General features: G+C 73.4%; 22 protein-coding genes. 11 read left to right on the top strand and 11 right to left on the bottom strand.

The window, feature by feature from the left end:
• Nucleotides 1–341: 341 nt before the first annotated feature.
• The gene (locus ACH414_RS13910; RefSeq protein WP_398941910.1) at nt 342–1064 is read left to right on the top strand and encodes a M23 family metallopeptidase; all 723 of its coding nucleotides are present in this window, start codon (nt 342–344) and stop codon (nt 1062–1064) included.
• Nucleotides 1065–1076: 12 nt separating this feature from the next.
• Here ACH414_RS13910 and ACH414_RS13915 read toward each other — a convergent pair whose 3' ends face one another.
• Nucleotides 1077–1640 (bottom strand): TetR/AcrR family transcriptional regulator, encoded by a 564-nt coding sequence (locus tag ACH414_RS13915; protein WP_382546712.1) that lies wholly within the window; start codon nt 1638–1640, stop codon nt 1077–1079.
• 107 nt (nt 1641–1747) lie between these two features.
• Here ACH414_RS13915 and ACH414_RS13920 point away from each other — a divergent pair, with 107 nt between their 5' ends.
• From ACH414_RS13920 to ACH414_RS13930, 3 genes are all read left to right on the top strand, one after another.
• Nucleotides 1748–3322, top strand: a complete 1575-nt coding sequence (locus ACH414_RS13920; RefSeq protein WP_382546709.1) for an MDR family MFS transporter — start codon at nt 1748–1750, stop codon at nt 3320–3322.
• Between the two features lie 174 nt (nt 3323–3496).
• Nucleotides 3497–3877 (top strand): helix-turn-helix transcriptional regulator, encoded by a 381-nt coding sequence (locus ACH414_RS13925; protein WP_382547182.1) that lies wholly within the window; start codon nt 3497–3499, stop codon nt 3875–3877.
• A 25-nt stretch (nt 3878–3902) separates the two neighbouring features.
• Nucleotides 3903–4352 carry a VOC family protein gene (locus ACH414_RS13930; RefSeq protein WP_382546706.1) on the top strand — a complete coding sequence of 150 codons (450 nt, stop codon included), beginning with the start codon at nt 3903–3905 and terminating at the stop codon, nt 4350–4352.
• Between the two features lie 16 nt (nt 4353–4368).
• On the opposite strand, the gene cseC is transcribed toward ACH414_RS13930, so the two are convergent.
• From cseC to ACH414_RS13960, 6 genes are all read right to left on the bottom strand, one after another.
• A complete protein-coding gene (cseC, locus tag ACH414_RS13935; RefSeq protein WP_382547179.1) occupies nt 4369–5682 on the bottom strand; it encodes a two-component system sensor histidine kinase CseC in 1314 nt (437 codons plus the stop codon).
• 75 nt (nt 5683–5757) lie between these two features.
• Entirely contained in the window at nt 5758–6462 is a 705-nt protein-coding gene (gene cseB, locus ACH414_RS13940; RefSeq protein ID WP_382546704.1) for a two-component system response regulator CseB, read from the bottom strand.
• Between the two features lie 18 nt (nt 6463–6480).
• On the bottom strand, nt 6481–7158 hold the full coding sequence (locus ACH414_RS13945; RefSeq protein ID WP_382546701.1) for a hypothetical protein: 678 nt from the start codon (nt 7156–7158) through the stop codon (nt 6481–6483).
• Nucleotides 7146–7727, bottom strand: a complete 582-nt coding sequence (locus ACH414_RS13950; RefSeq protein ID WP_382546698.1) for a SigE family RNA polymerase sigma factor — start codon at nt 7725–7727, stop codon at nt 7146–7148. Before ACH414_RS13950 ends, ACH414_RS13945 begins: the two co-directional genes overlap by 13 nt.
• Before the next feature lie 147 nt (nt 7728–7874).
• Nucleotides 7875–8792 carry an A/G-specific adenine glycosylase gene (locus ACH414_RS13955; protein WP_382546695.1) on the bottom strand — a complete coding sequence of 306 codons (918 nt, stop codon included), beginning with the start codon at nt 8790–8792 and terminating at the stop codon, nt 7875–7877.
• Nucleotides 8793–8825: 33 nt separating this feature from the next.
• Nucleotides 8826–9488 (bottom strand): phosphatase PAP2 family protein, encoded by a 663-nt coding sequence (locus ACH414_RS13960; protein ID WP_382546692.1) that lies wholly within the window; start codon nt 9486–9488, stop codon nt 8826–8828.
• Between the two features lie 184 nt (nt 9489–9672).
• Between ACH414_RS13960 and ACH414_RS13965 the strand changes: the two genes are divergently transcribed.
• Nucleotides 9673–10509 carry a hypothetical protein gene (locus tag ACH414_RS13965; RefSeq protein WP_398941914.1) on the top strand — a complete coding sequence of 279 codons (837 nt, stop codon included), beginning with the start codon at nt 9673–9675 and terminating at the stop codon, nt 10507–10509.
• Between the two features lie 225 nt (nt 10510–10734).
• Here ACH414_RS13965 and disA read toward each other — a convergent pair whose 3' ends face one another.
• Nucleotides 10735–11793, bottom strand: a complete 1059-nt coding sequence (gene disA, locus ACH414_RS13970) for a DNA integrity scanning diadenylate cyclase DisA (RefSeq protein ID WP_382547177.1) — start codon at nt 11791–11793, stop codon at nt 10735–10737.
• Nucleotides 11794–11947: 154 nt separating this feature from the next.
• Nucleotides 11948–13345, bottom strand: a complete 1398-nt coding sequence (gene radA, locus ACH414_RS13975) for a DNA repair protein RadA (protein ID WP_382546687.1) — start codon at nt 13343–13345, stop codon at nt 11948–11950.
• A 162-nt stretch (nt 13346–13507) separates the two neighbouring features.
• On the opposite strand from radA, the gene ACH414_RS13980 reads away from it, so the two are divergent.
• Entirely contained in the window at nt 13508–15229 is a 1722-nt protein-coding gene (locus ACH414_RS13980; RefSeq protein ID WP_398941917.1) for a hypothetical protein, read from the top strand.
• A gap of 10 nt (nt 15230–15239) precedes the next feature.
• Here the strand turns inward: ACH414_RS13980 and ACH414_RS13985 are convergent, their stop codons facing one another.
• Entirely contained in the window at nt 15240–16022 is a 783-nt protein-coding gene (locus ACH414_RS13985) for a hypothetical protein (protein ID WP_382547174.1), read from the bottom strand.
• A 131-nt stretch (nt 16023–16153) separates the two neighbouring features.
• On the opposite strand from ACH414_RS13985, the gene ACH414_RS13990 reads away from it, so the two are divergent.
• The 4 genes from ACH414_RS13990 to ilvD all read left to right on the top strand — a co-directional run bounded on the left by ACH414_RS13990 (nt 16154) and on the right by ilvD (nt 20725).
• On the top strand, nt 16154–17107 hold the full coding sequence (locus tag ACH414_RS13990) for a Ppx/GppA family phosphatase (protein ID WP_382546681.1): 954 nt from the start codon (nt 16154–16156) through the stop codon (nt 17105–17107).
• A 79-nt stretch (nt 17108–17186) separates the two neighbouring features.
• Nucleotides 17187–18017, top strand: coding sequence for a sugar phosphate isomerase/epimerase family protein (locus tag ACH414_RS13995; protein WP_398941919.1), 831 nt, complete (start codon nt 17187–17189; stop codon nt 18015–18017).
• Nucleotides 18014–18625, top strand: coding sequence for a TetR family transcriptional regulator (locus tag ACH414_RS14000; RefSeq protein ID WP_382546675.1), 612 nt, complete (start codon nt 18014–18016; stop codon nt 18623–18625). Before ACH414_RS13995 ends, ACH414_RS14000 begins: the two co-directional genes overlap by 4 nt.
• A 246-nt stretch (nt 18626–18871) precedes the next feature.
• Entirely contained in the window at nt 18872–20725 is a 1854-nt protein-coding gene (ilvD, locus tag ACH414_RS14005) for a dihydroxy-acid dehydratase (protein ID WP_382546672.1), read from the top strand.
• A 116-nt stretch (nt 20726–20841) separates the two neighbouring features.
• Here the strand turns inward: ilvD and ACH414_RS14010 are convergent, their stop codons facing one another.
• Nucleotides 20842–22980 carry a serine/threonine-protein kinase gene (locus tag ACH414_RS14010; protein WP_386563881.1) on the bottom strand — a complete coding sequence of 713 codons (2139 nt, stop codon included), beginning with the start codon at nt 22978–22980 and terminating at the stop codon, nt 20842–20844.
• Between the two features lie 169 nt (nt 22981–23149).
• Between ACH414_RS14010 and ACH414_RS14015 the strand changes: the two genes are divergently transcribed.
• A complete protein-coding gene (locus ACH414_RS14015) occupies nt 23150–23422 on the top strand; it encodes an SH3 domain-containing protein (protein WP_382546667.1) in 273 nt (90 codons plus the stop codon).
• Nucleotides 23423–23475 lie beyond the last annotated feature (53 nt).

Raw genomic sequence — 23475 nt, forward strand, 5'->3', positions numbered from 1 at the left:
TAACCGGAATAGTGGTGATGTCCCGGCCGAATCGGGGACGTATGGGGCTCAACCGTCGGGACTTTGGTCCCGGAGCTCCCGAACGGGACATCGCACGGCCTTTCGGGCGCTTCGGGAGGGTCGCGACATGGGATTAAACCGATCGATCAGGGATGGTATGTCCGAATTCGCGAGGCGGCCCCGGCGTCGTCAAGAGCTGAACTTCCCCGGAGATCGCTACGACGTGATGTCGTAGATGGGGTGTTTTGGGCTGGATGGGGGTCCGGGTTACCAAGGATGAGCAAGCCCGGCGCAGACCGCTGTCGCGTCGGGTCCCGTTCTGTCCGGAGGTTCTCCCCCGTATGTCGAAGCGCGTCATGAAGCCCAGCATCCGTATCGCCGCCGTCGCCACCCTCGCCACCGCCGGCCTGGGAGCGTCGCTGGTGGCCGGAGCCGGCTCCGCCTTCGCCGCCGAGGGCCAGGCCGCCGTCGCGAACACCGCGACCGCCACGTCCGCCGCGCTCGCCCACCAGGCCGCCGTCCAGGCGAAGGCCGCCTCCCAGGCGCAGGCGACCCAGGCGAAGGCCGCCGCCCAGGCCAAGGCCGCCCAGGTGAAGGCCGCCGCCGCCAAGGCGCAGGCCAAGGCCGTGGCCGCCAAGAAGGCGACCGGCTGGGTCAAGCCGGTCAGCTCCTACACGCTGAGCGCCAGCTACAACCAGGGCGGCGCCATGTGGGCCCACAAGCACTCCGGCCAGGACTTCGCCGTCCCGGTCGGCACCCCGGTCAAGGCCGCCGCGGCCGGCACCGTCGTGAAGGCCGGCCCCAACGGCGGCGGCGACGGCCCGGCGTACGGCAACGCGATCGTCGTGAAGCACGCCAACGGCACGTACTCGCAGTACGCCCACCTGTCGAAGATCCAGGTGCACATCGGCGAGAAGGTCGGCGCCGGCGAGCGGATCGCCCTCTCGGGCAACACCGGCAACTCCTCCGGCCCGCACCTGCACTTCGAGATCCGCACCACCCCGAACTACGGCTCCGCCGTGAACCCGGCCGCCTTCCTGCGGTCCCACGGCGTCTCCATCTGACGCACCTGACGCTCAGGCCCCGTGGTGGGCCTCGGTGATCAGATCGAGGGCGACCTCGAGGACGGCTTCCTGCTTCTCCTCGGGGTCGCCCTCGACGTTGTGCATGAAGAACGTGCCGGCGTGCAGCGTGAAGATCGCGCTGATGGAGCGGACCTTGTCCGTCATCGCGGACTCGTCCTCGTGGAGCAGCCCGGTCAGCGCGATCATGCGCTCCTTGAAGGTCAGGCCGACGCTCAGCTTGCTCACCGCGGCCTGGTTGTCCTGCATGAAGCGGAAGAGCGGGGCGGCGGCGAGCAGCGCCTGCTGGTAGCGGCGCAGCAGCTCGCGCTTGGTCTCCAGGGTGCGCGGCTGCTCGCGGCCCCACTCGATCAGCTCGTCCATGGGCCTCGTCAGGTCCTCGAAGATGCTGATGAGGATGTCTTCCTTGGTCTTGAAGTGGTAGTAGAGCGCGGCCTTGGTGACGTCGAGGCGTTCCGCGATCTCGCGCAGCGAGGTCTTCTCGTACCCCTGCTCGGCGAAGAGTTCGAGAGCCACGTCCTGGATGCGCTGACGGGTGTTGCCTCGGGCCTGGGCCATGGTCTCTCGCTTCCACCGGTACTTACTTGACGACCGGCAAGTTGGGGGTCTACCGTCCCCATTGTAGTAACTAGCCGGGCGGCAAGTAAGGAAACGGGGAGCGCGACATGGCGACGAAACAGACTGTTCAGCAAAAGGCCGAAGGGGAGGCCCCGCAGCCGCGCAGCGTCCGCGTCGTGCTCCTGGCCCTCATGATCGCGATGCTGCTCGCGATGCTCGACAACATGATCATCGGCACCGCGATGCCGACGATCGTGGGCGAGCTCGGCGGCCTGGAGCACCTCTCCTGGGTCGTCACGGCCTACACCCTGGCCACCGCCGCCTCGACCCCGATCTGGGGCAAGCTCGGCGACATGTTCGGCCGCAAGGGCGTCTTCCTCACCTCGATCGTCATCTTCCTGATCGGCTCCGCGCTCAGCGGCATGGCCCAGGACATGGGCCAGCTCATCGGCTTCCGCGCCGTCCAGGGCCTGGGCGCCGGCGGACTGATGGTCGGCGTGATGGCGATCATCGGCGACCTGATCCCGCCCCGCGAGCGCGGCAAGTACCAGGGCATGATGGCCGGCGTGATGGCCCTCGCCATGATCGGCGGACCGCTCGTCGGCGGCTCCATCACGGACCACTGGGGCTGGCGCTGGTCCTTCTACATCAACCTGCCGCTGGGCGTCGTGGCCCTCGCCATGATCACCACCGTGCTGCACCTGCCCAGGAAGCAGCGCGCCACCGGCACCCGGATCGACTTCCTCGGCGCCGGCCTGCTGACCCTCGGCATCACCGCGATCGTCCTCGTCACCACCTGGGGCGGCACGGAGTACGCCTGGGGCTCGGCCACCATCGTCGGCCTCGCGGTCGGCGGCGTCCTGGCCCTGGTCGCCTTCCTCTTCGCCGAGACCCGCGCGAGCGACCCGATCATGCCGCTGCACATCTTCCGCAGCCGCAACTTCACCCTGATGTCCCTGATCGGCTTCATCACCGGCTTCGTGATGTTCGGCGCGGTGCTCTTCCTGCCGCTGTTCCAGCAGTCCGTCCAGGGCGCCTCGGCCACCAACTCCGGCCTGCTGCTCCTGCCGATGCTGCTGTCGATGATGGTCGTCTCGCTGGTCGTCGGCCGGGTCACCACCAACAGCGGCAAGTACAAGGCCTTCCCGATCATCGGCGGCGCCCTCATGGTGGGCGGTCTCTACCTGCTCTCCACGATGGACACCGACACCACCCGGTTCGTCTCCGGCGTGTACATGGCCGTCCTCGGCGCCGGCATGGGCTTCCTGATGCAGATCACGATGCTGGTCGCGCAGAACAGCGTCGAGATGAAGGACATGGGCGTCGCCTCCTCCTCGACCACCCTCTTCCGGACCCTCGGCTCCTCCTTCGGCGTGGCCATCATGGGCGCCCTGTTCACGAGCAGGGTCCAGGACGAGATGGCGGCCCGGGGCGGCGGCGCGGCGACCGCGCACTCCGCCCAGCTCGACGCGGCCAGCCTGGCCCGGCTGCCCGAGGCGGTGCGCGAGGCGTACCAGTACGCCGTCTCCTCCGGCACCCACTCCGCCTTCCTGGTCGGCTCGGCCGTCGCCGTCCTCGGCTTCGTCCTCGCCTTCTTCGTCAAGGAGGTGGCGCTGCGCGGAACCGGCCCGGCCCCGCAGGAGTCCGCGGCGGACGCGGCGAAGGTCGCCGAGACCGTCTGATCCCCGCCCGGCGCCCCCCGGCCCCCGCCGTCCCCGTGGACGGCGGGGGCCGTTGTCCGTGGACGGCGGGGGCCGTTGTCAGTGGCGCGTGCGAGTCTTCCGTACGTGGAGACCAGCACCCGCGAGGGTGCGCGGCTGGCCCTGCTGCGCCGGCTGCGCCTCGCCAAGGACGCCATGGACCGCGACTGGGCCGAGCCGCTCGACCTGGACGCGGTGGCCGCCCATGCCGGCTATTCGCGCTACCACTTCGTCCGCGCCTTCAAGGCGGCGTACGGGGAGACCCCCGGCCAGTACCTCTCGCGCCGCCGCATCGAGCGGGCCGAGGAGCTGCTCCGTACGGCGAATCTGTCGGTCACCGAGATCTGCACCCTGGTCGGCTTCAGCAGCCTCGGCACCTTCTCCGGCCGCTTCAAGAGCCGGACCGGACTGACCCCCAGCGAGTACCGGGCCCGGCACGTGGGCCGCGGCGCCGCGCTCATACCCGGCTGCTTCGCCCTTCTGTACGCGGGCGGCTTCCCCGGGCGGGGACGCGGCAATTCCGGAGAAGCGGGCTGATCCGGCGACTGCCTACGGTGGTCGCATGATCAAAGGACTGGGCATCACCACCGTCTGGACGCTCGACCAGGAGCGCACCAAGAGGTTCTTCACCGAGAAGCTGGGCCTGGAGGTACGGGACGACCTGACCATGGGCCCCATGCGCTGGATCACCGTCGGCGCCAAGGACCAGCCGGACGTCGAGCTGGCCCTGATGAGCCCCGACGGCCCGGCCATGGACGAGGAGTCCGCGACCGCCCTGAAGACGCTCGTCAGCAAGGGCGTCCTCGGCGCCGGGGCCTTCCGCACCGACGACTGCCGGCGCGACTACGAGGAGTTCCGCGCGAAGGGGGTGGAGTTCCTCCAGGCGCCCGTCGAGCGGCCGTACGGGATCGAGGCGATCTTCCGCGACGACAACGGCAACTGGTACTCGCTGACCCAGCGCAACGAGGAGCTCGACCTCTCCAAGGACTTCGGACTCCCGTCCAAGGCCTGACCGGCACCGAGCCGGCTCAGTCGGGGAACCGCAGCACCGGGAAGCTGCCCGTGGCCGTCGGGGCGTGCTCCGGCAGCCACAGGACGGCGATGGCGCCGCCCGCCCCGTCCGGGGTGCCCTCGGGAGCCGCGTTCCGGAAGGTCAGCCGGGCGCCGAGGACCCGGGCCTGGCCGGCCGCGATGGTCAGGCCCAGGCCATGGCCCTGGCCCGCGCGGTCGCTGCTGCCCGTGCGGAAGCGACTCGGCCCGTCCTGGAGCAGGGCCTCCGGGAAGCCGGGGCCGTGGTCCCTGACCCGGACCACCCGGCCCTCGACGGTGACCTCCACCGGCCCCTTGCCGTGCTTGGCCGCGTTGGCGAGGAGATTGCCCAGGATGCGCTCCAGGCGGCGCGGATCGGTGCTGACCCAGGACTCGTGCACGACCCGCACGACCGCCCCCGGGTCGAGCGCCCGCACCCGTCGCTCCACGAACTCGCCGAGCGCCACCTCCTGGAGCTCGGCCCGCTCCGACGCGCTGTCCAGCCGGGCCACCTCCAGGACGTCCTCGACCAGGGTCCGCATGGCCTGCGCCCGGTCCCGCACCAGCTCGCTCGGCCGCCCGGGCGGCAGCAGCTCGGCCGCCGTGAGGAGACCGGTGACCGGGGTGCGCAGCTCGTGCGCGATGTCCGCGGTGACCCGCCGCTCGGCCTGGATCCGCTCGTTCAGGGCGTCGGTCAGCGCGTCGATCGCCCGGGCCAGCTCGTCGGTCTCGTCCCGTACGACCCCGCCGACGGCGTCCCGCACCCGGACCTCGGTGTTGCCCTGGGCGACCCGGCCGGCCGCCGCGGCCGCCTTGCGCAGCCGCCGCGAGAGCTGCCCGCCGATGAGCACGCCGAGCGCACAGCCGCCGAAGACCACCGACACCGAGCCGATGATCAGGGCCCGGTCCAGGTCCTTCATGATCGTGGCGCTGCGGTCGGCGAAGGGGACGTGCAGCGAGAGCACGTCCCCGTTGGCCAGGGGCACGGCCGCCCACACGTCCGGCGGGCCGCTGTCGTGCTCCTGGACGTAGGTGCCGCGCCGCTTGTCGCGCATCAGCTGGTCGAGCTGCGGCGGCAGCGCCGGGTCGTTGATCTTGGTGCCGAAGCGGGGCTCCTTCGGCTTGGAGGTCTCGTACACGCGCTGGGCGAAGAGCAGCCGCCACATCTGCACGTCGCGCGCGTTGTCGAGCATGGAGACGCGGGCCGCGTTGTGGACGACCAGGCTGAGGGTGACCGCGATGAGAGCGCCGACCGCCGCGATGGCGACGGCGATCTTCCAGCGGACCCCCGTACGGAGGGCGAGCCCCTTCACCACCTGCTGACCTGCTTCATCCTCTGTGACCTCTGCGACCCGGGCGACCTCGGCGGCCTCGCCGATCCGGCCCGGTCATCCCTTGAGCTTGTAACCGAAACCGCGGACCGTCTCGATCCGGTCCTGTCCGATCTTCGTGCGCAGCCGCTGCACATGGACGTCCACCACCCGGGTGTCGCCGCCCCAGCCGTAGTCCCAGACCCGCTCCAGGAGCTTGTCCCGGGAGAGCACGGTGCCGGGCGCCGAGGAGAACTCCAGGAGCAGCCGCATCTCGGTCGGGGTGAGCGCGACCGGCTCCCCGCCCCTGCGCACCTCCATGCCCTCGGTGTCGACCTCCAGTTCGCCGAAGACCAGCACCCCGCCCTCGGGCGCCTCCTCGCGCCCGCCGTCGCCGGCACCGGGGCCGCCCGCGTGGCCGAAGCGGCGCAGCACGGCCCGGATCCGGGCCATCAGCACCGAACCGTCGAAGGGCTTGGTGACGTAGTCGTCCGCGCCGGCCTCCAGACCGAGGACGACGTCGATGGAGTCGGCCCGCGCCGACAGCATGATCACCGGCACGGTCGACTCGTCCCGGATCCGCCGGCACAGGCTGACGCCGTCCATTCCCGGCAGCATCACGTCGAGGAGCGCGATGTCGGGCCGGTTCGCCCGGAAGGCCTCCAGGCCGGACAGGCCGTCGGGCATGGCGGTCACCATGAAGCCGTCCCGCTCCAGGGCGAGCTGGGTGGCCTCACGGATGACGTCGTCGTCCTCGACGAACAGGACATGGGTCTCGGCCATGGTGCGCCTTGCCGCCCTTCAGTTCGCGCCGGGCTCGCTCGGCGAGGGCGCGGCACCGTCGATGCCGCCGTCGCCGACGGCCTTGCTGTAGTCGTTGTGCACCCAGTCGTGCTGGGTGAACTTGTTCCCCGACCAGCGGTAGGTGACCACGTCCTCGCCCGAGGGATAGGCGACCGGGTCGCCCTTCGCGTACACCTGCTTGGTGACGATCAGGTCGCCCCGGTCGATCGTTCCGTAGACGGCGGCGTCCTCGGCCATGAAGACGTTGGTGTACTTGTCGTTCTCCTCGCGGTACACGTACGTGCCGATGCCCACCGCATCGCCGCAGGTCATCACGTTGACGACGACGTCGGGCGAGGTCGAGCCGGTGAGGTTGCCGTACGAGGTGTCCACCGGATAGGCGTCCGCGACACACGGCTTCAGATCCGTCTTGAGCCGCTCGCCGATCTTCGGGTCGGCCTTCAGCAGCGCGATCGGATCCACCCGCTTGGCGGCCTTCGCGGCGCCGCTCTCCATGGACGCGGCGGGCGGCGAGGCGGCCGGCGCCGTCGAGGCGACCTCGTCGGGACGGGCCGCGCCCTCGTCGCGCGAGCCCGTGCCACCGGTCGAGCAGCCGGCCACGAGCACGCCGACGGCGGCGAGCCCGGCCACCGCCGTGACGCCCGCCGCCCGTTGTCTGGCACCTAGGCCGCGCACCGCTCCTGCTCCCGTCCGTTCCGTACGGTCGTCGTCCGCTCCAGGACCCCCGCCTCCAGGGCACGGGTGTCGCCCTCGGCGGCCCGGCTCTCCAGTTCCTGCCGCAGCCGGGCCAGCGCGCGGTGGAGCGTGCTCTTCACCGTACCGGTCGACATGCCGAGCGCCGCCGCGGTCTCCTCCGTGCTCATCTGCTCCCAGTGGCGCAGTACGACCACGCTGCGCTGCTTGGGCGCGAGCACCTTCAGGATGTCCATGAGCAGGGCCCGGTCGGCGTGCTGCTCGGTGGCGTCCTCGACACGGGCGTCGGGCAGCTGCTCGGTGGGCACCTCTTCGAGCTTGCGGGCCCGCCACCACTCGGTGCGGGTGTTGATCATCACCCGGCGGAGGTACGCGTCGGCCAGCGACTTGTCGGCGATGCCGTCCCAGCGGCCGTAGGTGCGCACCAGCGCGGTCTGCAGGAGGTCCTGGGCGTCCACCGGGTCGGGTACGAGCCGGCGGGCGCTGCGCAGCAGCGCGTCCTGCCGAGTGCGTACGTACTCCTCGAAATCGAGCACCTCGCCGTGCGCCATCCCGAACCGCCTCCGATCCCCGTGACCAGCCCTGTCTGCTTACGTCCCAGACGCTACGGAGCGCTTGTCACGGGGTTGTGCGCGGCAGCCGTCGGCGGACGCACGGCTGTCCATCGGTTGTGTAACAGCGGAGGTACGGGGTGGGCGTCAGGTGAGCGGCAGCCGGTAGCGGCCGTCCTCCAGCGGCTCGACCAGACCGTCGGCGACCAGCCCGTCCAGGGCCCGGGCCCGCTGCACCGGCTCGTCCCAGACCGCGTCGAGCGCGGCCTGCTCCACCGGGTCCACGGCCTCCCGCAGCACGGCGAGCAGCTTGCCCCGCACCTGCCGGTCGGTGCCCGCGTAGGTCTGGCCGCGCCGCGGCGGGCCGTCGTGGGCCGGCTTCCCGGCCCGCAGCCAGGCGCACCGGTCGGCCAGCGGGCAGCGCCCGCAGTCCTCGTTCCTCGCGGTGCAGACCAGCGCGCCCAACTCCATGGAGGCGGCGGCCCAGCGCGCCGCCGTCGCCTCCTCCTCGGGCAGCAGGGCCCGGGCCAGCCGCCGCTCGGCGGCCGTGGTGGCGTTCGGCGGGTACTGCACGCCGGTCGCCGCCCGCGCGAAGACCCGGCGCACATTGGTGTCGAGGACCGGGTGGCGCTGCCCGTACGCGAACGAGGCCACCGCGGCGGCCGTGTACTCCCCGATCCCGGGCAGCGCGAGCAGCTGCCCGTGGTCGCGCGGTACGTCGCCGCCGTGCCGCTCCGTTATGGCCACGGCCGCCGCGTGCAGCCGCAGCGCGCGGCGGGGATAGCCGAGCCGGCCCCAGGCGCGCACGGCCTCGCCGGGCGCCTCCTCGGCCAGGTCGGCCGGGCGCGGCCAGCGCGCCAGCCACTGCTCGTAGACGGGCAGCACCCGCACCACGGGCGTCTGCTGGAGCATGAACTCGCTGACCATCACGCCCCACGCGCCCGCCTCGGGGCGGCGCCAGGGCAGGTCGCGGGCGTGCCGGTCGAACCAGGCGAGGACGGGTCCGTGCAGCTCGGCGGGGACGGGGGCGGAGGCGGTCGCGGCGGAAGCGGGAATGGAAGTCATGGCACCCCCGATCCTGGCACGTCCGCCGGACGATCAGTACGCGCCGTGGCGCACGCCCCCAGGGCGCGCGGAGGCGTGCGCGGGGAGCCCACGGCCCACACACCACACCGCCGCGCTGCTCCGACTGGCCCTGGCGGCCTCCACCAGGGCCAGGACCGGGCGCTTCGCCGCCTTCATGACGACGAGCGCGACCGCGCCGCCGACCAGCAGGCCGACCGTGACGTCGTGCGGGTAGTGGACGCCGACGAACACCCGCGAGAAGGCCATGAGCAGCGCCATCGGTGCCGTCAGCCACACCAGACCGCGCCAGGACAGGGCGAGCGCGACGGCCGCGGCGCCCGCGATCGCCGAGTGGTTGCTGGGGAAGGACCAGTCGCCGTGCGGCGGGCACACGACGAGCGAGGCGGGCGCCCCGGCCACCGCCCGGCACGGACGCTCCTCGTCCACCAGCGACTTCAGCGCCTCGCTCACCACATAGCCGAAGGCCGTCGCCAGCGGCGCGAGCAGCGCCAGCGCCATCGCGGTGTCCGACCCCCGGCGGGTCCGCCACCAGCCGGCCACGAACAGCACCCCGAAGAGCAGCAGACCGAGTTCCGTCCACACCTCCGCAAGCTGCTGGAACCAGTGCGGGGTGGCGTGGGCGAACTCGGTGATGTCGAGATACAGGCCGTCGGAGAGGTGAGGGAGGTTGTCCATGGTCGTTGACGTTAACCGGCATCCGGAGCCGCGCGCTCCACACCAAGGGTCAGGACCACCCTGAACGAAAGGAGGGGGTGCGGCGGTTCCCGGCCCCCGCCGGGATGTGATCATCGGCAAAACTTGGTGCCCGGGGCGGCGGGTGGGGCAGGAGTCGGCCGCGATCTCTCGTAAGGTTCGTGGCGTGGGATCTCTGCGCAATCCGGTCGGGCCGCTTCCCTCCTCCATCTACTGGCGTCGGAGGGCCGTGGCGCTGTGCCTGGTTGCCCTCCTCGCGCTGATCGCCCTATGGGCCGTCACCTCCGGTGGCGGGCAAGGGAAGAAGCCGAGCGACTCCGCCAACGGCTCTTCCCCCGCGCCCTCGATCACCCCCGGGCCGTCCGGCACCGGTCCGGCGATCAGTCAACGCCCGGGCGGGCGCGACGAGTCGGGCGGCGGAGGCGACACCGCGGGCGGTGACGGCACCGGCGGCGACGCGGGTGCCGACCCCGGCGCGGGTACGGACGCGGGGGCCGACGCGGGTGCCGCCAACGGCGGCAAGAACGGCGACACCGACGGCGCCGGTGGCGACGGCGGCGCGGGCACGGGTGCGGGACAGCAGGTTCCCGCCGGTTCCCCGCTGCCGAACTGCGCGCCCGGAGAACTGCAGTTGACCCTGCGCAGCGCCCAGGTCAGCTACGAGCCGGGCGAGAAGCCCCGCTTCCACCTGGTCGTCAAGAACACCTCCGCGACCGCCTGCAAGGCCGATCTCGGCCCGGCGAACGCGGTGTTGACGATCAGTGACACCAAGAGCGACGAGGTCTGGTCGTCGAAGGACTGCCCCCGCCCGGCGGGCCCGCTGCTCCTGAAGCTCCCCGCGCGCTCGACGATCACGCACACCGTGGAGTGGGACCGCAGGCAGAGCGCCCCGCACTGCGCGACCGCCCCGGCGGGCCAGGTCGGCCCCGGCACCTATCTGGTGGAGGCGACCATGCCGGGCGTGAAGGTGCTGCCGGCGTCGTTCACGCTGGCCAAGGACTGAGCGCGGCCCCGCGGGCCGAGGGCGGCCACAGCCGGTCAAGCGCGGCCCCGGCGGCCGAGCGCGGTCACGCGGGCCAAGGGCGGCCACGGCCGGCCGAGGGCGGTCACGCGGGCCGAGGACTGGGCCTGGCCGGCGTCGTGCACCCCGGCCGGGGAACGAGCGTCGCCGACGCCGTGCCGCCGGCCCGGGGAGCGAGCGCCCGGGGCGGGGCCAGGGGGCCGCGCCCTAGACGTACCGCTCCAGGATCGAGGACTCCGCGAGACGCGAAAGGCCCTCGCGGACACTGCGGGCGCGGGCCTCGCCGACGCCGTCCACGGTCTGCAGGTCGTCCACGCTCGCCGCGAGCAGCTTCTGCAGCCCGCCGAAGTGCTCCACGAGCCGCTCGATGATCGCGCCCGGCAGCCGCGGCACCTTGGCGAGCAGCCGGTAGCCGCGCGGCGAGACCGCGGAGTCCAGCGTCTCGGGGGAGCCGCTGTAGCCGAGTGCCCGGGCCACTATGGGCAGTTCGAGCAGCTCGGCGTGGGTCAGCGCGTCCAGCTCGGTGAGCGCCTCGGCGACCGTGCGCGACCGCTTGGCCGTCGGCTCGGGCACGTAGTCGCGGACGACCAGCTCGCGCTCCGGCTCCACGCCCGCGATCAGCTCGTCGAGCTGGAGCGAGAGCAGCCGGCCGTCGGTGCCGAGCTCCACCACGTACTCGGCGATCTCGGTGGCGATCCGGCGCACCATCTCCAGGCGCTGGGCGACGGCGGTGACGTCCCGGACGGTGACCAGGTCCTCGATCTCCAGAGCGGAGAGCGTGCCGGCCACCTCGTCGAGCCGGAGCTTGTACCGCTCCAGGGTCGCGAGTGCCTGGTTGGCGCGGGACAGGATCGCGGCCGACTCCTCGAGGACGCGCCGCTCGCCGTTGACGTACAGGGCGATCAGGCGCATCGACTGGGAGACGGAGACCACGGGGAAGCCGCACTGCTTGGAGACCCGGTCCGCGGTGCGGTGCCGGGTGCCGGTCTCCTCGGTGGGGATGGACGCGTCCGGGACCAGCTGCACGCCGGCCCGCAGGATCTTGCTGATGTCCTTGTCGAGGACGATCGCGCCGTCGAGCTTGCACAGCTCGCGCAGCCGGGTCGCGGTGAAGTCGACGTCGATGACGAAACCGCCGGTGCACATCGACTCGACGGTCTTGTCCATGCCGAGGACGATCAGGCCGCCGGTGTTGCCGCGCAGGATGCGTTCGAGCCCGTCACGGAGGGCGGTGCCGGGGGCGACGGCACTGAGCGACGCACGCATCAGTGCCTCGTTGTCCTTGGCTGCCACTGCACTCCTCCGGCTCGTACGGATGGGCGAGACCAGGGCAAAGTCTAGCGACACCGCCCCCGGGCCCTCCCCGTGTGCCGGGGACCCGGCCGGTGGCGGGCCCCGTCCGCGCCCCTTGCCCGGCTCCCTACCCCTCCTCGGGCGCCCGGACCCGCCGACCGCGCGGGAGCACCCGCAGGGCGTCGCCCATGTCCGCGACCTCCGTCACCTTCATGCCCGCCGGGACCTTGCCCGGATCGGCCGGGACCAGGGCGTGCGTGAAGCCGAGGCGGTGCGCCTCGGCGAGCCGGCGCTGGACGCCGGTGACCCGGCGGACCTCGCCCGCGAGCCCGACCTCGCCGATCGCGACCAGGTTCTTCGGCAGCGGGGTGTCGCTGGCGGCGGAGGCCAGCGCGAGGGCGATGGCCAGGTCGGCGGCCGGCTCGGAGAGCTTCACGCCGCCCACGGTGGCGCTGTAGATGTCCCGCTTGCCCAGGGCGCTGATCCGGCCCCGCTGCTCCAGGACCGCGAGCATCATCGAGACCCGGGAGGTCTCCAGACCGGAGGTGGTCCGGCGGGGCGAGGGGATCTGGGAGTCCACGGTCAGCGCCTGCACCTCGGCCACCAGCGGCCTGCGGCCCTCCAGGGTGACCGTCAGACAGGTGCCGGGCACGGCCACGTCGCGGCGGGTCAGGAAGAGGCCCGAGGGGTCGGCGAGCCCGGTGATGCCCTCGTCGTGCAGCTCGAAGCAGCCGACCTCGTCCGTCGCCCCGTAGCGGTTCTTCACGCCGCGGACCAGGCGGAGCCGGGCGTGCCGGTCGCCCTCGAAGTGGAGCACCACGTCGACCAGGTGCTCCAGGAGCCGGGGGCCGGCGATGGCGCCGTCCTTGGTGACGTGGCCGACGAGCAGGGTGGACATGCCCCGTTCCTTGGACGCCCGGATGAGCGCCCCGGCGACCTCGCGGACCTGGGCCATGCCGCCGGGGGCGCCGTCGATCTCGGGCGAGGCGACGGTCTGCACCGAGTCCAGGATCAGCAGCGAGGGCTTGACCTCGTCGAGGTGGCCCAGGACCGCGGAGAGGTCGGTCTCGGCGGCCAGGTAGAGGTGGTCGCTGAGCGCGTTGATCCGGTCCGCGCGGAGCCGGACCTGACTCGCGGACTCCTCGCCCGTGACGTACAGCGTGCGGTGGCGGTCGCTCGCCGCCTTGGCGGCGACGTCGAGCAGCAGCGTGGACTTGCCGACGCCCGGCTCTCCGGCGAGCAGCACGACCGCGCCGGGCACGAGACCGCCGCCGAGGACCCGGTCCAGCTCGTCGACGCCGGTGGTGCGGGCGGTCGCCTGCCGCCCGTCGACCTGGGCGATGGGCAGCGCGGAGGTGGACACCCGCCCTGCGGCGGTGGTCCGCACGGCGGGCGCGCCGTACTCCTCGACCGTGCCCCAGGCCTGGCACTCGGGGCAGCGGCCGAGCCACTTGGCGGTCTGCCAGCCGCACTCGGTGCAGCGGTAGGACGGCCGGTCCTTGGCGGTTTTCGTACGGGCAGCCATGGTCGACACCGTAGCGGCCGCCACTGACAGCGCGGATCGCCCGACCGGAACCCGGGCGGAGAGCCGGGTTCCTGTCCCCCTTCGAGCGATAGGTTCACCCGTCCGGATTAAAAGTGTGCAAGCGGTACGAAGACCCCCCGCCCCCTTGCCTACGGTCGCCCAGTGACGAGCAGCAGGCTGGAATCCCCCACCCGAGACACCGATGGCCCCCGCACCCTCGGTCAGCGGCCGCCCGCGCGCTACGAGGAGTACCTGGACGGTCTGTTCACCTACTGCCTCTCCGTGCTGTGCGACCACGACACGGCCACCGCCGTCCTCGGCGACGTCCTCGCCATCGCCGAGCGCCACCACGGCCGCTGCCCGTCCGACGAGGGGGGCCGCCGGGCCTGGCTCTACGCCCTCGCCCGCTGGGCCTGTCTGCGCAGCCTCGGCGAACAGCGGCGCAGGCGCCAGGGCGCCCACACCGGGCGGCCCGCCGTCGCCGCGCCCGCGCCGCCGCGCCTCGCCCCGGAGGTCGCCGAGCGCCGCCGGCTCGAACTGGCCGCGCTCGCCTGGCCCGAGGCCGCCGGCACCACCCCGGAGCAGCGCGAGGCCCTGGAGCTCGCCGTCCGGCACGGGCTCGGCCACCGCGAGCTGGCCGCCGTGCTCTCCCTCGACCCGGTCGCCGCCCGCGAGCTGCTCTCCTCCGCCGCCTGCGAGGTGGAGCGCACCCGCGCCGCCCTCGCCGTCGTCGAGACCGGCGACTGCCCGACCGTGGCCGGTCTGACCGGCGACCACCAGGTGCTGCTCTCCGCGGCGCTGCGCGCCGAGCTGGTCCGGCACGTCGACGACTGCCCGCGCTGCCGCCGGGCCGCCGAGCGGGCGGGCGCGGCCGGCCCCTGGCCGGGCGCGGCGACCGCCCAGGCGGGCCAGACGGGCCGGCTGCCGCTCGTGGAGGCGCCGCGCGCCGCCGCCTACGTGGCGATGCTGCACGTGCCGCGCGCCCGGGCCGGCGCCCCGCGCTTCGGCCCGACCGGCTTCCCCCTGGACCCCAAGGACCACGCGGCCCGCCGCGACCGGATGCGGGCCCGGGCGGTCACCACCACCGTGGTCGCCGCGGTCGTCGCCGCCCCGGTGCTCGCCCTGTGGGCCTCCTACCGCGGCACGCCGGAGGTGGGGGAGGGCCAGGACGGGGCCAGGATCAGCGCGCGCGAGGCGGACCGGCCGGAGGGCACCCAGGGCGCGGGCGGCGACGGCCGCCCGTACGAGCGCTACGAGAACACGGGCAACGCCCGCACCACCCCCGACCCCCGCTTCACCCGCGGCAGCCGCTCCCCGGACGTCTCCGTCGAGGTGATCAGCCCCGGCGCCCCCGCCACCCCGACGCTCCCCGGACAGCCCTCGCCCGCGCGGATCACCGTCGCCGCGCGCGGCAGCGGGTCGACGACCCTGCTGACCCTCACCAACGAGGGCGGCTCGCCCGCCGTCTGGTCGCTGTGGTCCGACGCCCGCTGGCTGTACGTGAGCCAGGCCTCCGGCACGCTGCGCCCGGGCGAGTCCGTCGTCGTGCGGATCTCCGTCGACCACTCCCGCGAACCGGCCGGGGCCTGGAGCGCCCGCGTCGGCGTCGACCCCTCGGGCGCGGTGCTGCGCATCGACGGCTACGGGGCGACCCCGCCGCCCCCCACCACCCGGCCCGGCACTCCGGGCACGCCCGAGCCGACCACGCAGCCGACGACGGGGCCCACCAGCCAGCCGCCGACCGGGGAGCCGACGACCCAGCCGACGACGGAGCCCACCACCGAGCCCCCGACCGGCGAGCCGACCACGGAGCCCACGCCCGGACCCACGGCCTCGGAGACCGGCTCCCCGAGCCAGGACCCGGGTCCCTCGGCCTCGCAGTGACCCCCCGCGGCTACTTCGGGTCGGCGGGGTGCGGCGCCACCAGCGGCAACTGGGAGGCCAGCCGCGCCTCGCACAGGCCGGCGAGGACCTCGTACGCCTTCTCGCCCATCATCTCGACGAGCTCCGGACGGTACGAGACGTAGACCGGCTCACCGCCCACGTGCGCCGAGCTCGCCGTCGTGCAGTACCAGTGCAGGTCGTGGCCGCCGGGGCCCCAGCCCCGCCGGTCGTACTCGCCGATCGACACCTGGAGGACCTTGGTGTCGTCCGGGCGGTCGAGCCAGTCGTACGTCCGCCGCACCGGCAGCTGCCAGCACACGTCCGGCTTGGTCTCCAGCGGCTCCCGGCCCTCCTTCATCGCCAGGATGTGCAGCGAGCAGCCGGCGCCGCCGGCGAAGCCGGGACGGTTCTGGAAGATGCAGGAGCCCTCCCAGCGCCGGGTCTGCCGGTCGCCGTCCTCGTCGAGCTGAACCCAGCCCGTCTCCGTGCCGACCCCGTGGAACTGCCACAGCTCCGGCGTGAGCCGGTCCACGAACCCGGCCACCCGCTTCTCGTCGTCCTCGTCGGAGAAGTGCGCGCCCAGGGTGCAGCAGCCGTCGTCGGCGCGCCCCTCCTGGATGCCCTGGCAGCCGTTGCCGAAGATGCAGGTCCAGCGGGAGGTGAGCCAGGTCAGGTCGCAGCGGAAGACCTGCTCCTCGTCGTCCGGGTCGGGGAACTCCACCCAGGCGCGCGGGAAGTCGAGGCCCTTCTCGTCGGGCTCCTCGCCCTTGGCCTTCTTCTTCACGGCCTTCACGGACTTGGCCGCGTGCGCGACCCGTACGGCCTTCTCGGCGCTCTCGTCGGCACTGGCTTTGCCCGGCTTCGCCTTTTTCGTCTTTGGCACAACACCAAGCGTATGCGGGTCCGCGCAGTAGCGTTCCGTCCATGAGACTCGGAGTCCTCGACGTCGGTTCGAACACAGTGCACCTGCTGGTGGTGGACGCCCACCCCGGCGCCCGGCCGCTGCCCGCCCACTCCCACAAGGCGGAGCTGCGCCTCGCCGAGCTCCTCGACGACCGCGGCGCCATCGCCGACGCGGGGGTCGAGCGCCTCATCGCCACGGTCCGCGACGCGCTCGTCGCCGCCGAGGACAAGGGCTGCGAGGAGGTGCTGCCGTTCGCGACCTCGGCCGTGCGCGAGGCCAGCAACGCCGACGAGGTCCTCGCCCGGGTCGAGGCGGAGACCGGGATCGCGCTCCAGGTCCTCACCGGCGAGGAGGAGGCCCGGCTCACCTTCCTGGCAGCCCGCCGCTGGTTCGGCTGGTCCGCGGGCAAGCTGTTCCTCCTGGACATCGGCGGCGGCTCGCTGGAGGTCGCCTTCGGCATCGACGAGGAGCCCGACACCGCCGTCTCCCTGCCCCTCGGCGCGGGCCGCCTCACCGCGGGCTGGCTGCCCGGGGACCCGCCGGACGCCACCGACGTCAAGGCGCTGCGCCGCCACGCACGGGCGCAGATCGCCCGGACGGTCGGCGAGTTCAGCCGCTTCGGCCGCCCCGACCACGTCGTGGCCACCTCGAAGACCTTCAAGCAGCTGGCCCGGATCGCCGGCGCCCCCGGCTCGGGCTTCGGCCTGTACGTCCAGCGGACGCTGTCCCGCAAGTCCCTGGAGGAGTGGGTCCCGCGGCTGGCCGCCATGACCGTCGCCGAGCGCGCCGCGCTCCCCGGCGTCTCCGAGGGCCGTGCCTCCCAGCTCCTGGCGGGGGCCCTGGTCGCCGAGGGCGCGATGGACCTCTTCGGCGTCGACGAGCTGGAGATCTGCCCCTGGGCCCTGCGCGAGGGCGTGATCCTGCGCCGCCTGGACCACCTGCCGGAGGAGCACCTGGCGCTGCCGCGGGAGTAGCGGCCCGCGGCGGGCCGGGGCGCGGGAGGGTGACCGGAACCACCCCCCGGCCCTCCGGCCCGCCCCGTACCCTGTCTCCGTGGCAGAACCAGCGGTGCGCATCCCGGATGCGAAGGTCGCCCTGTCGACGGCCTCGGTCTATCCGGAGTCGACGGCGACGGCCTTCGAGGTCGCCGCGCGCCTCGGTTACGACGGGGTCGAGGTCATGGTGTGGACCGATCCGGTCAGCCAGGACATCGAGGCGCTGCGCCGCCTCTCCGACTACCACCAGGTCCCGATCCTCGCCGTCCACGCGCCCTGTCTGCTCATCACCCAGCGGGTCTGGTCCACCGATCCGTGGGTCAAGCTGCAGCGCGCCCGGGCCGCCGCGAAGAAGCTGGGCGCCTCGACGGTCGTCGTGCACCCCCCGTTCCGCTGGCAGCGCCAGTACGCGCGCGACTTCGTGACCGGCATCTGGCGGATGGCCGACGAGACGGACGTGCGTTTCGCCGTGGAGAACATGTACCCGTGGCGGTACAAGGACCGCGAGATGCTCGCGTACGCCCCCGAGTGGGACGTCACCAAGGACGACTACCGGCACTTCACGGTCGACCTCTCGCACACCGCGACCGCCCGCACCGACGCCCTCGCGATGGTCGACCGCATGGGCGACCGGCTGGGCCACGTCCACCTCGCCGACGGGCGCGGCTCCGCCAAGGACGAGCACCTGGTGCCGGGCCGGGGCACCCAGCCGTGCGCGGAGCTCCTGGAGGGCCTGGCCCGCAGCGGCTACGACGGGCACGTCGTCATCGAGGTCAACACCCGCCGCGCGATGTCCTCCGCCGAACGCGAGGCCGACCTCGCCGAGGCGCTCGCCTTCACCCGCCTCCACCTGGCCGCCGCCAGGACCGGCAGGACCCCCCAGCCGTGACGGAGCCGTCCCCGCGGCGGCGCGGCCGCCCGTCCCGTACCGCCGACGACGCCGCTCCGGGCGCGCGCGAGCGGATCCTCCAGGCGGCGCGGACGCAGTTCGCCGAGCGCGGCTACGACAAGGCCTCCGTCCGCGGGATCGCGAAGGAGGCCGGCGTCGACCCGGCGCTCGTGCACCACTACTTCGGTACCAAGGACGAGGTCTTCGCGGCGGCGATCGAGGTCTCCTTCGAGCCGGCGACGGCGATCCCGGGGATCGTCGGCGGCCCGCGCGAGGCGATCGGGGAGCGCCTGGCCCGCTTCTTCGTCTCGGTCTGGGAGAACCCGGCGACCCGCGCCCCGCTCCTCGCCATCGTCCGATCCGCCCTGACCCACGAGGCGGCGGCGAAGGTGCTGCGGGGTTTCGTGCTGCGGCGGCTCCTGGAGCGGATCGCCGCCGACCTCGACGTACCGGATCCGAAGCTGCGGGCGGAGCTGGCCGCCTCGCACATGATCGGGATCGCGATCCTGCGCTACGTGATCCAGGTCGAGCCACTGGCCTCGGCGGACCCGGAGGAGATCATCGCCCTGGTCTCCCCGACGCTCCAGCGCTATCTGACGCAGCCCTGACCCGGTCCTGACGCAGCCCTGACCCGGTCCTGTTCCGGCCCCGAGGCGGCCCCGCGGCAGCCCCGGCCCGGTCCCGCGGCAGCCCCGGCCCGGCCCCGGCCCGGTCCCGGCCCGGTCCTGATCCGGCCGCGGCGCCCCGACCGAGGACTGAACAGCCGTCCCGTATAGCGGACGGCGTGTCCAGATCTTGGAGTCGAGGCGTACGCTCGACTGCAAGCACACCCGTCACCGGAGGAGCGAGCGACGATGCCCGAGCTGAGGTCCCGCACTGTCACCCACGGCCGCAACATGGCGGGCGCCCGCGCCCTTATGCGCGCCTCCGGTGTACCGGGCGCCGACATCGGCCGGAAGCCGATCATCGCCGTGGCGAACTCCTTCACCGAGTTCGTCCCCGGCCACACCCACCTGCAGCCGGTGGGCCGGATCGTCTCCGAGGCCATCACGGCCGCCGGCGGCATCGCCCGCGAGTTCAACACGATCGCCGTCGACGACGGCATCGCCATGGGCCACGGCGGCATGCTGTACAGCCTGCCCTCCCGCGACCTGATCGCCGACAGCGTGGAGTACATGGTCGAGGCGCACTGCGCCGACGCCCTGATCTGCATCTCCAACTGCGACAAGATCACCCCGGGCATGCTGATGGCCGCGCTGCGGCTCAACATCCCGACCGTCTTCGTCTCCGGCGGCCCCATGGAGTCCGGCCGGGCGACCCTCGTCGACGGCACGGTCCGCACCCTCGACCTGGTCGACGCCATCTCCGAGGCCGTCAACGACAAGGTCTCCGACGAGGACATCCTCCGCATCGAGGAGAACGCCTGCCCGACCTGCGGGTCCTGTTCCGGCATGTTCACCGCCAACTCGATGAACTGCCTGACCGAGGCCATCGGCCTCTCCCTCCCCGGCAACGGCTCCGTCCTCGCCACCCACACCGCCCGCCGCGCCCTGTACGAGAACGCGGCCCGCACGGTCGTCGACATCACCCGGCGCTACTACGACGAGGACGACGCCTCCGTCCTGCCGCGCAACGTCGCCACCCGCGCGGCCTTCGAGAACGCCATGGCCCTCGACATCGCCATGGGCGGCTCCACCAACACGATCCTGCACCTGCTCGCCGCCGCCCAGGAGGCCGAGCTCGACTACGGCCTGAGCGACATGGACGAGGTCTCGCGCCGCGTCCCCTGCCTGGCCAAGGTCGCCCCGAACGTCGCCCCGCGCGGGACGTACTACATGGAGGACGTGCACCGCGCGGGCGGCATCCCCGCGATCCTGGGCGAGCTCTACCGCGCCGGGCTGCTCAACGAGGACGTCCACGCGGTCCACTCCCGCTCCATCAAGGAGTGGCTGGACGCCTGGGACGTCCGCGGCGGCTCCCCCTCCGACGAGGCCGTCGAGCTGTTCCACGCGGCCCCCGGTTGTGTGCGCTCCGCCGAGGCCTTCTCCCAGTCCGAGCGCTGGGACACCCTCGACCTGGACGCGGCCGGCGGCTGCATCCGCGACGCGGCCCACGCGTACTCCAAGGACGGCGGCCTGGCCGTGCTGCGCGGCAACATCGCCGTCGACGGCTGCGTGGTCAAGACGGCCGGCGTCGACGAGTCGATCTGGACCTTCGAGGGCCCGGCGGTCGTCTGCGAGTCGCAGGAGGAGGCCGTCGAGAAGATCCTGAACAAGCAGGTCAAGGACGGCGACGTGGTCGTCATCCGCTACGAGGGCCCCAAGGGCGGCCCCGGCATGCAGGAGATGCTCTACCCGACCTCCTTCCTCAAGGGCCGCGGCCTGGGGAAGACCTGCGCGCTGGTGACGGACGGGCGCTTCTCCGGCGGCACCTCGGGCCTGTCCATCGGCCACGCCTCCCCGGAGGCCGCCTCGGGCGGCACGATCGCGCTCGTCGAGGACGGCGACCGCATCCGCATCGACATCCCGAGCCGCTCGATCGACCTCCTGGTCGACGACGCCACCCTCGCCGCCCGCCGCGAGGCGCTGGGCGGGGTGTACGCCCCGAAGAACCGCGAGCGGAAGGTCTCGGCGGCGCTGCGCGCGTACGCGGCGATGGCGACGAGCGCGGACAAGGGCGCTGTCCGGGACGTCTCGAAGCTCGGCTGACGGCTTCCCGTACCCGACGTACGAAGGAGGCGGGACCCGCGGGTCCCGCCTCCTTCGTCGTCCCGGGGCGCCGGCGCCCCGGTGTCACCAGGCCCCGGTGTCACCAGGCCCCGGTGTCACCAGGCCCCGGGGTCCTTCGCGTCGACCGCGAAGACCGAGCCGTCGGGAGCCGTCCCGAAGACCCGTCCGTCCGCGGTGACCGGCGCCGGCACGGACGGCGCGTAGGTGAGCCGCCCGTCCCGCAGCCGGGGTCCGGTCTGGCCGAGCAGCGCGCCGCGCGCGGTGTCGACGGCGAGCAGCCGCCCGTCGGACGAGGACAGGTAGAGCCGCCGCCCGTCGGCGTCGACGACCGGCGGGGAGACGTTGGCGGCGCCCGTCTCCAGCTCCCAGCGCACCCGCCCGCGCCCGCTGGAGGTGTCCACCGCGCTCAGCCGCCCGGCCAGGTCCAGCACGTAGGCGGTGTCGCCGTGCAGCACGATGTAGGGCTCGTTCACGGAGTACGCCAGGGGCACCCGCCGCACCGCGCGGTGCGCCGGGTCGTAGCGGACCAGGGCGTCGACGCGTCCGGTTCTGTCGGTGGAGCGCAGCATCAGGGTGCCGCCGTTCGCGGTGCCGACGGGGGCGAGCATCCCCGTCAGCCGCTTCTGCCAGACGATCTCGCCGGTGCGCGGGCGGACGGCGCTGATCCGGGTGTGGGCGCCGTCGGCGAGGGTCTCGGAGACGGTGAGCAGTCCGGTGGCGGGGTCGTAGGGGCCCGGCACGGGGTAGGCGTGCCCGGTCAGCGGGCCGTGCCACAGCTCGTGCCCGTCGGTGCCGTCGAGGCCGCGCAGGGTCGCGGTGCCGTCGGAGAGCACCAGGACGTCGCCCGCCGCGGTGGCCCGCTCGGGGCGGTCGGCGGCCGGGCGGTGCCAGCCGGGGGTCCCGTCGGCGAGCGCGTAGGTGCGCAGCTCGCCGGTGGCGGTGGCGGCGGCGAGCGGGCCGCCGGTCAGCGGCGCGGGCGCCTGGGGGCCGATGAGGTCGACGGGGCCGGGGCGCGACCAGACGACCTTGCCGGTGGCGGGGTCGAGGCGGGCGGCGCCGACGCCGCGGCTCGCGCAGTACAGGGCGCCCGGGGAGTGGGTGCAGGACGGCGCCGTGGGCTCGCCGCCCTTCCACAGGACGGTCTGCCAGCCGCTGAAGGCCTGGGCGGCCTCGGCCGGGGGCCGGGTGGCGGGCCGCTCCCCGTGCGACAGCGCGAGGACGGTGCCGCCCGCGGCGAGCAGCAGCGCGACGGCGCCGACGGCGACCGGCAGCCGCCGGTGGCGCCGGCGCCGCGGGGGAGCGGGGGCGCGTACGGGCGTCTCGGCGTCCCAGGAGGGGGCCGGGCCGGGGGCGAGGGGCGGTGCGGGGACGGGCCGGCGCTGCGCCGGTATGAAGGCGGTGGCGTCGTACGAGGGGGGCTTGAGCGCGGCCATGATCTCGGCGGGGCTCGGCCGCTCGGCCGGCTCCTTGGCGAGGCAGCGCGCCACCAGCGGCGCGAGCTCGTCGGGTACGCCGGTCAGGTCGGGCTCGTCGTGGACGACCTGGTACGCCACGATGTACGGGCTGTCCGAGTCGAAGGGGCCGTGTCCCGTCGCCGCGTGCACGAGGACCGAACCGAGGGCGAAGACGTCCGCCGCGGTCCCGACCTCCCGGGGGCGCTGGAACTGCTCGGGCGCCATGAACGGCGGCGAGCCGATCAGCTTCCCGGTCTCGGTGTGCAGATCGCTGTCGACGGGCCGCGAGATCCCGAAGTCGATGACCTTCGGCCCGGAGTCGGTGAGCAGGACGTTGCTGGGCTTCAGGTCCCGGTGCACGACCCCGGCCCGGTGGATGTCGCGCAGCGCCTCGGCGAGCCCGGCGGTGAGGCGGCGCAGCTCGGCGGGGGACAGCGGGCCGCTCCGCTTCACCTGGTCGGCGAGCGTGGGGCCGGGGACGTAGAGGGTCGCCATCCAGGGGCGTTCGGCGTCGGGGTCGGCGTCCACCACGGGTGCGGTGAAGGCGCCGCTGACCCGCCGGGCGGCGGCGACCTCCTGGCGGAAACGCGCCCTGAACTCGGGGTCCTCCGCGTACTGCGCGTGCACCACCTTGACCGCGAGCCGCAGCCCGGAGGCGGAGGTGGCGAGGTGGACGACGCCCATGCCACCGGCGCCGAGACAGGCCTGGAGCCGATAATCGCCCGCGTATTCGGGCCCTTCCGCTTCCCGGTCCGCACCGGTACTGCGCAACGGCGGCATAGCCGACCCCCGTGTGGTTCCCCGTTGATTCGCGCGCGTGCGCGACGCACGGAGCCTAGTCGATGGTGGGGCGGATGACGGTGGGGCTTGCTAGCCTGCGCGTCGCGGAGAGTGAAATCAGGCGGAACGCTTCTGCGGGAGCGGTTTCGCGCCAACGGGGGAGACAGTCATGAGCATCGAATCGGCCGCCACGACCGTCCGGTACGCGATCGCGCCGAACACCCGACTCAACGTGCGTTCGGGCCCGGGCACCCAGTACCCGATCGTCCGCTCGCTCGCCGCGGGCAGCACGGTCGCGATCTACTGCCAGACCCCGGGCACCTGGGTCACCGGCCCGTACGGCACCACCAACATCTGGGACAACATCGCCCCCGGCGAGTACGTCTCCGACGCGTACGTGGCCACCGGCAGCGACGGCTACGTCGCCCGCCGCTGCGGTTAGCCCTCGGCGCCGCCCCGGGTCCTGTCCTCACCCGGATCCGTCGCCCACCGGGG

The organism is Streptomyces sp. NPDC020422, assembly GCF_044386705.1.
Lineage (GTDB): Bacteria > Actinomycetota > Actinomycetes > Streptomycetales > Streptomycetaceae > Streptomyces.

Coding starts and splice junctions, on each gene's coding strand:
- ACH414_RS14015 (WP_382546667.1), top strand. CDS start 23,150: ATGAGCATCGAATCGGCCGCCACGACCGTCCGGTACGCGATCGCGCCG.
- ACH414_RS13955 (WP_382546695.1), bottom strand. CDS start 8,792: ATGACTTCCATTCCCGCTTCCGCCGCGACCGCCTCCGCCCCCGTCCCC.
- ACH414_RS13915 (WP_382546712.1), bottom strand. CDS start 1,640: ATGGCCCAGGCCCGAGGCAACACCCGTCAGCGCATCCAGGACGTGGCT.
- ACH414_RS13910 (WP_398941910.1), top strand. CDS start 342: ATGTCGAAGCGCGTCATGAAGCCCAGCATCCGTATCGCCGCCGTCGCC.
- ACH414_RS14010 (WP_386563881.1), bottom strand. CDS start 22,980: ATGCCGCCGTTGCGCAGTACCGGTGCGGACCGGGAAGCGGAAGGGCCC.
- ACH414_RS13925 (WP_382547182.1), top strand. CDS start 3,497: ATGGACCGCGACTGGGCCGAGCCGCTCGACCTGGACGCGGTGGCCGCC.
- ACH414_RS13990 (WP_382546681.1), top strand. CDS start 16,154: ATGAGACTCGGAGTCCTCGACGTCGGTTCGAACACAGTGCACCTGCTG.
- disA (WP_382547177.1), bottom strand. CDS start 11,793: ATGCGTGCGTCGCTCAGTGCCGTCGCCCCCGGCACCGCCCTCCGTGAC.
- ACH414_RS13950 (WP_382546698.1), bottom strand. CDS start 7,727: ATGGCGCACGGCGAGGTGCTCGATTTCGAGGAGTACGTACGCACTCGG.
- radA (WP_382546687.1), bottom strand. CDS start 13,345: ATGGCTGCCCGTACGAAAACCGCCAAGGACCGGCCGTCCTACCGCTGC.
- ilvD (WP_382546672.1), top strand. CDS start 18,872: ATGCCCGAGCTGAGGTCCCGCACTGTCACCCACGGCCGCAACATGGCG.
- ACH414_RS13930 (WP_382546706.1), top strand. CDS start 3,903: ATGATCAAAGGACTGGGCATCACCACCGTCTGGACGCTCGACCAGGAG.
- ACH414_RS13920 (WP_382546709.1), top strand. CDS start 1,748: ATGGCGACGAAACAGACTGTTCAGCAAAAGGCCGAAGGGGAGGCCCCG.
- ACH414_RS13960 (WP_382546692.1), bottom strand. CDS start 9,488: ATGGACAACCTCCCTCACCTCTCCGACGGCCTGTATCTCGACATCACC.
- cseB (WP_382546704.1), bottom strand. CDS start 6,462: ATGGCCGAGACCCATGTCCTGTTCGTCGAGGACGACGACGTCATCCGT.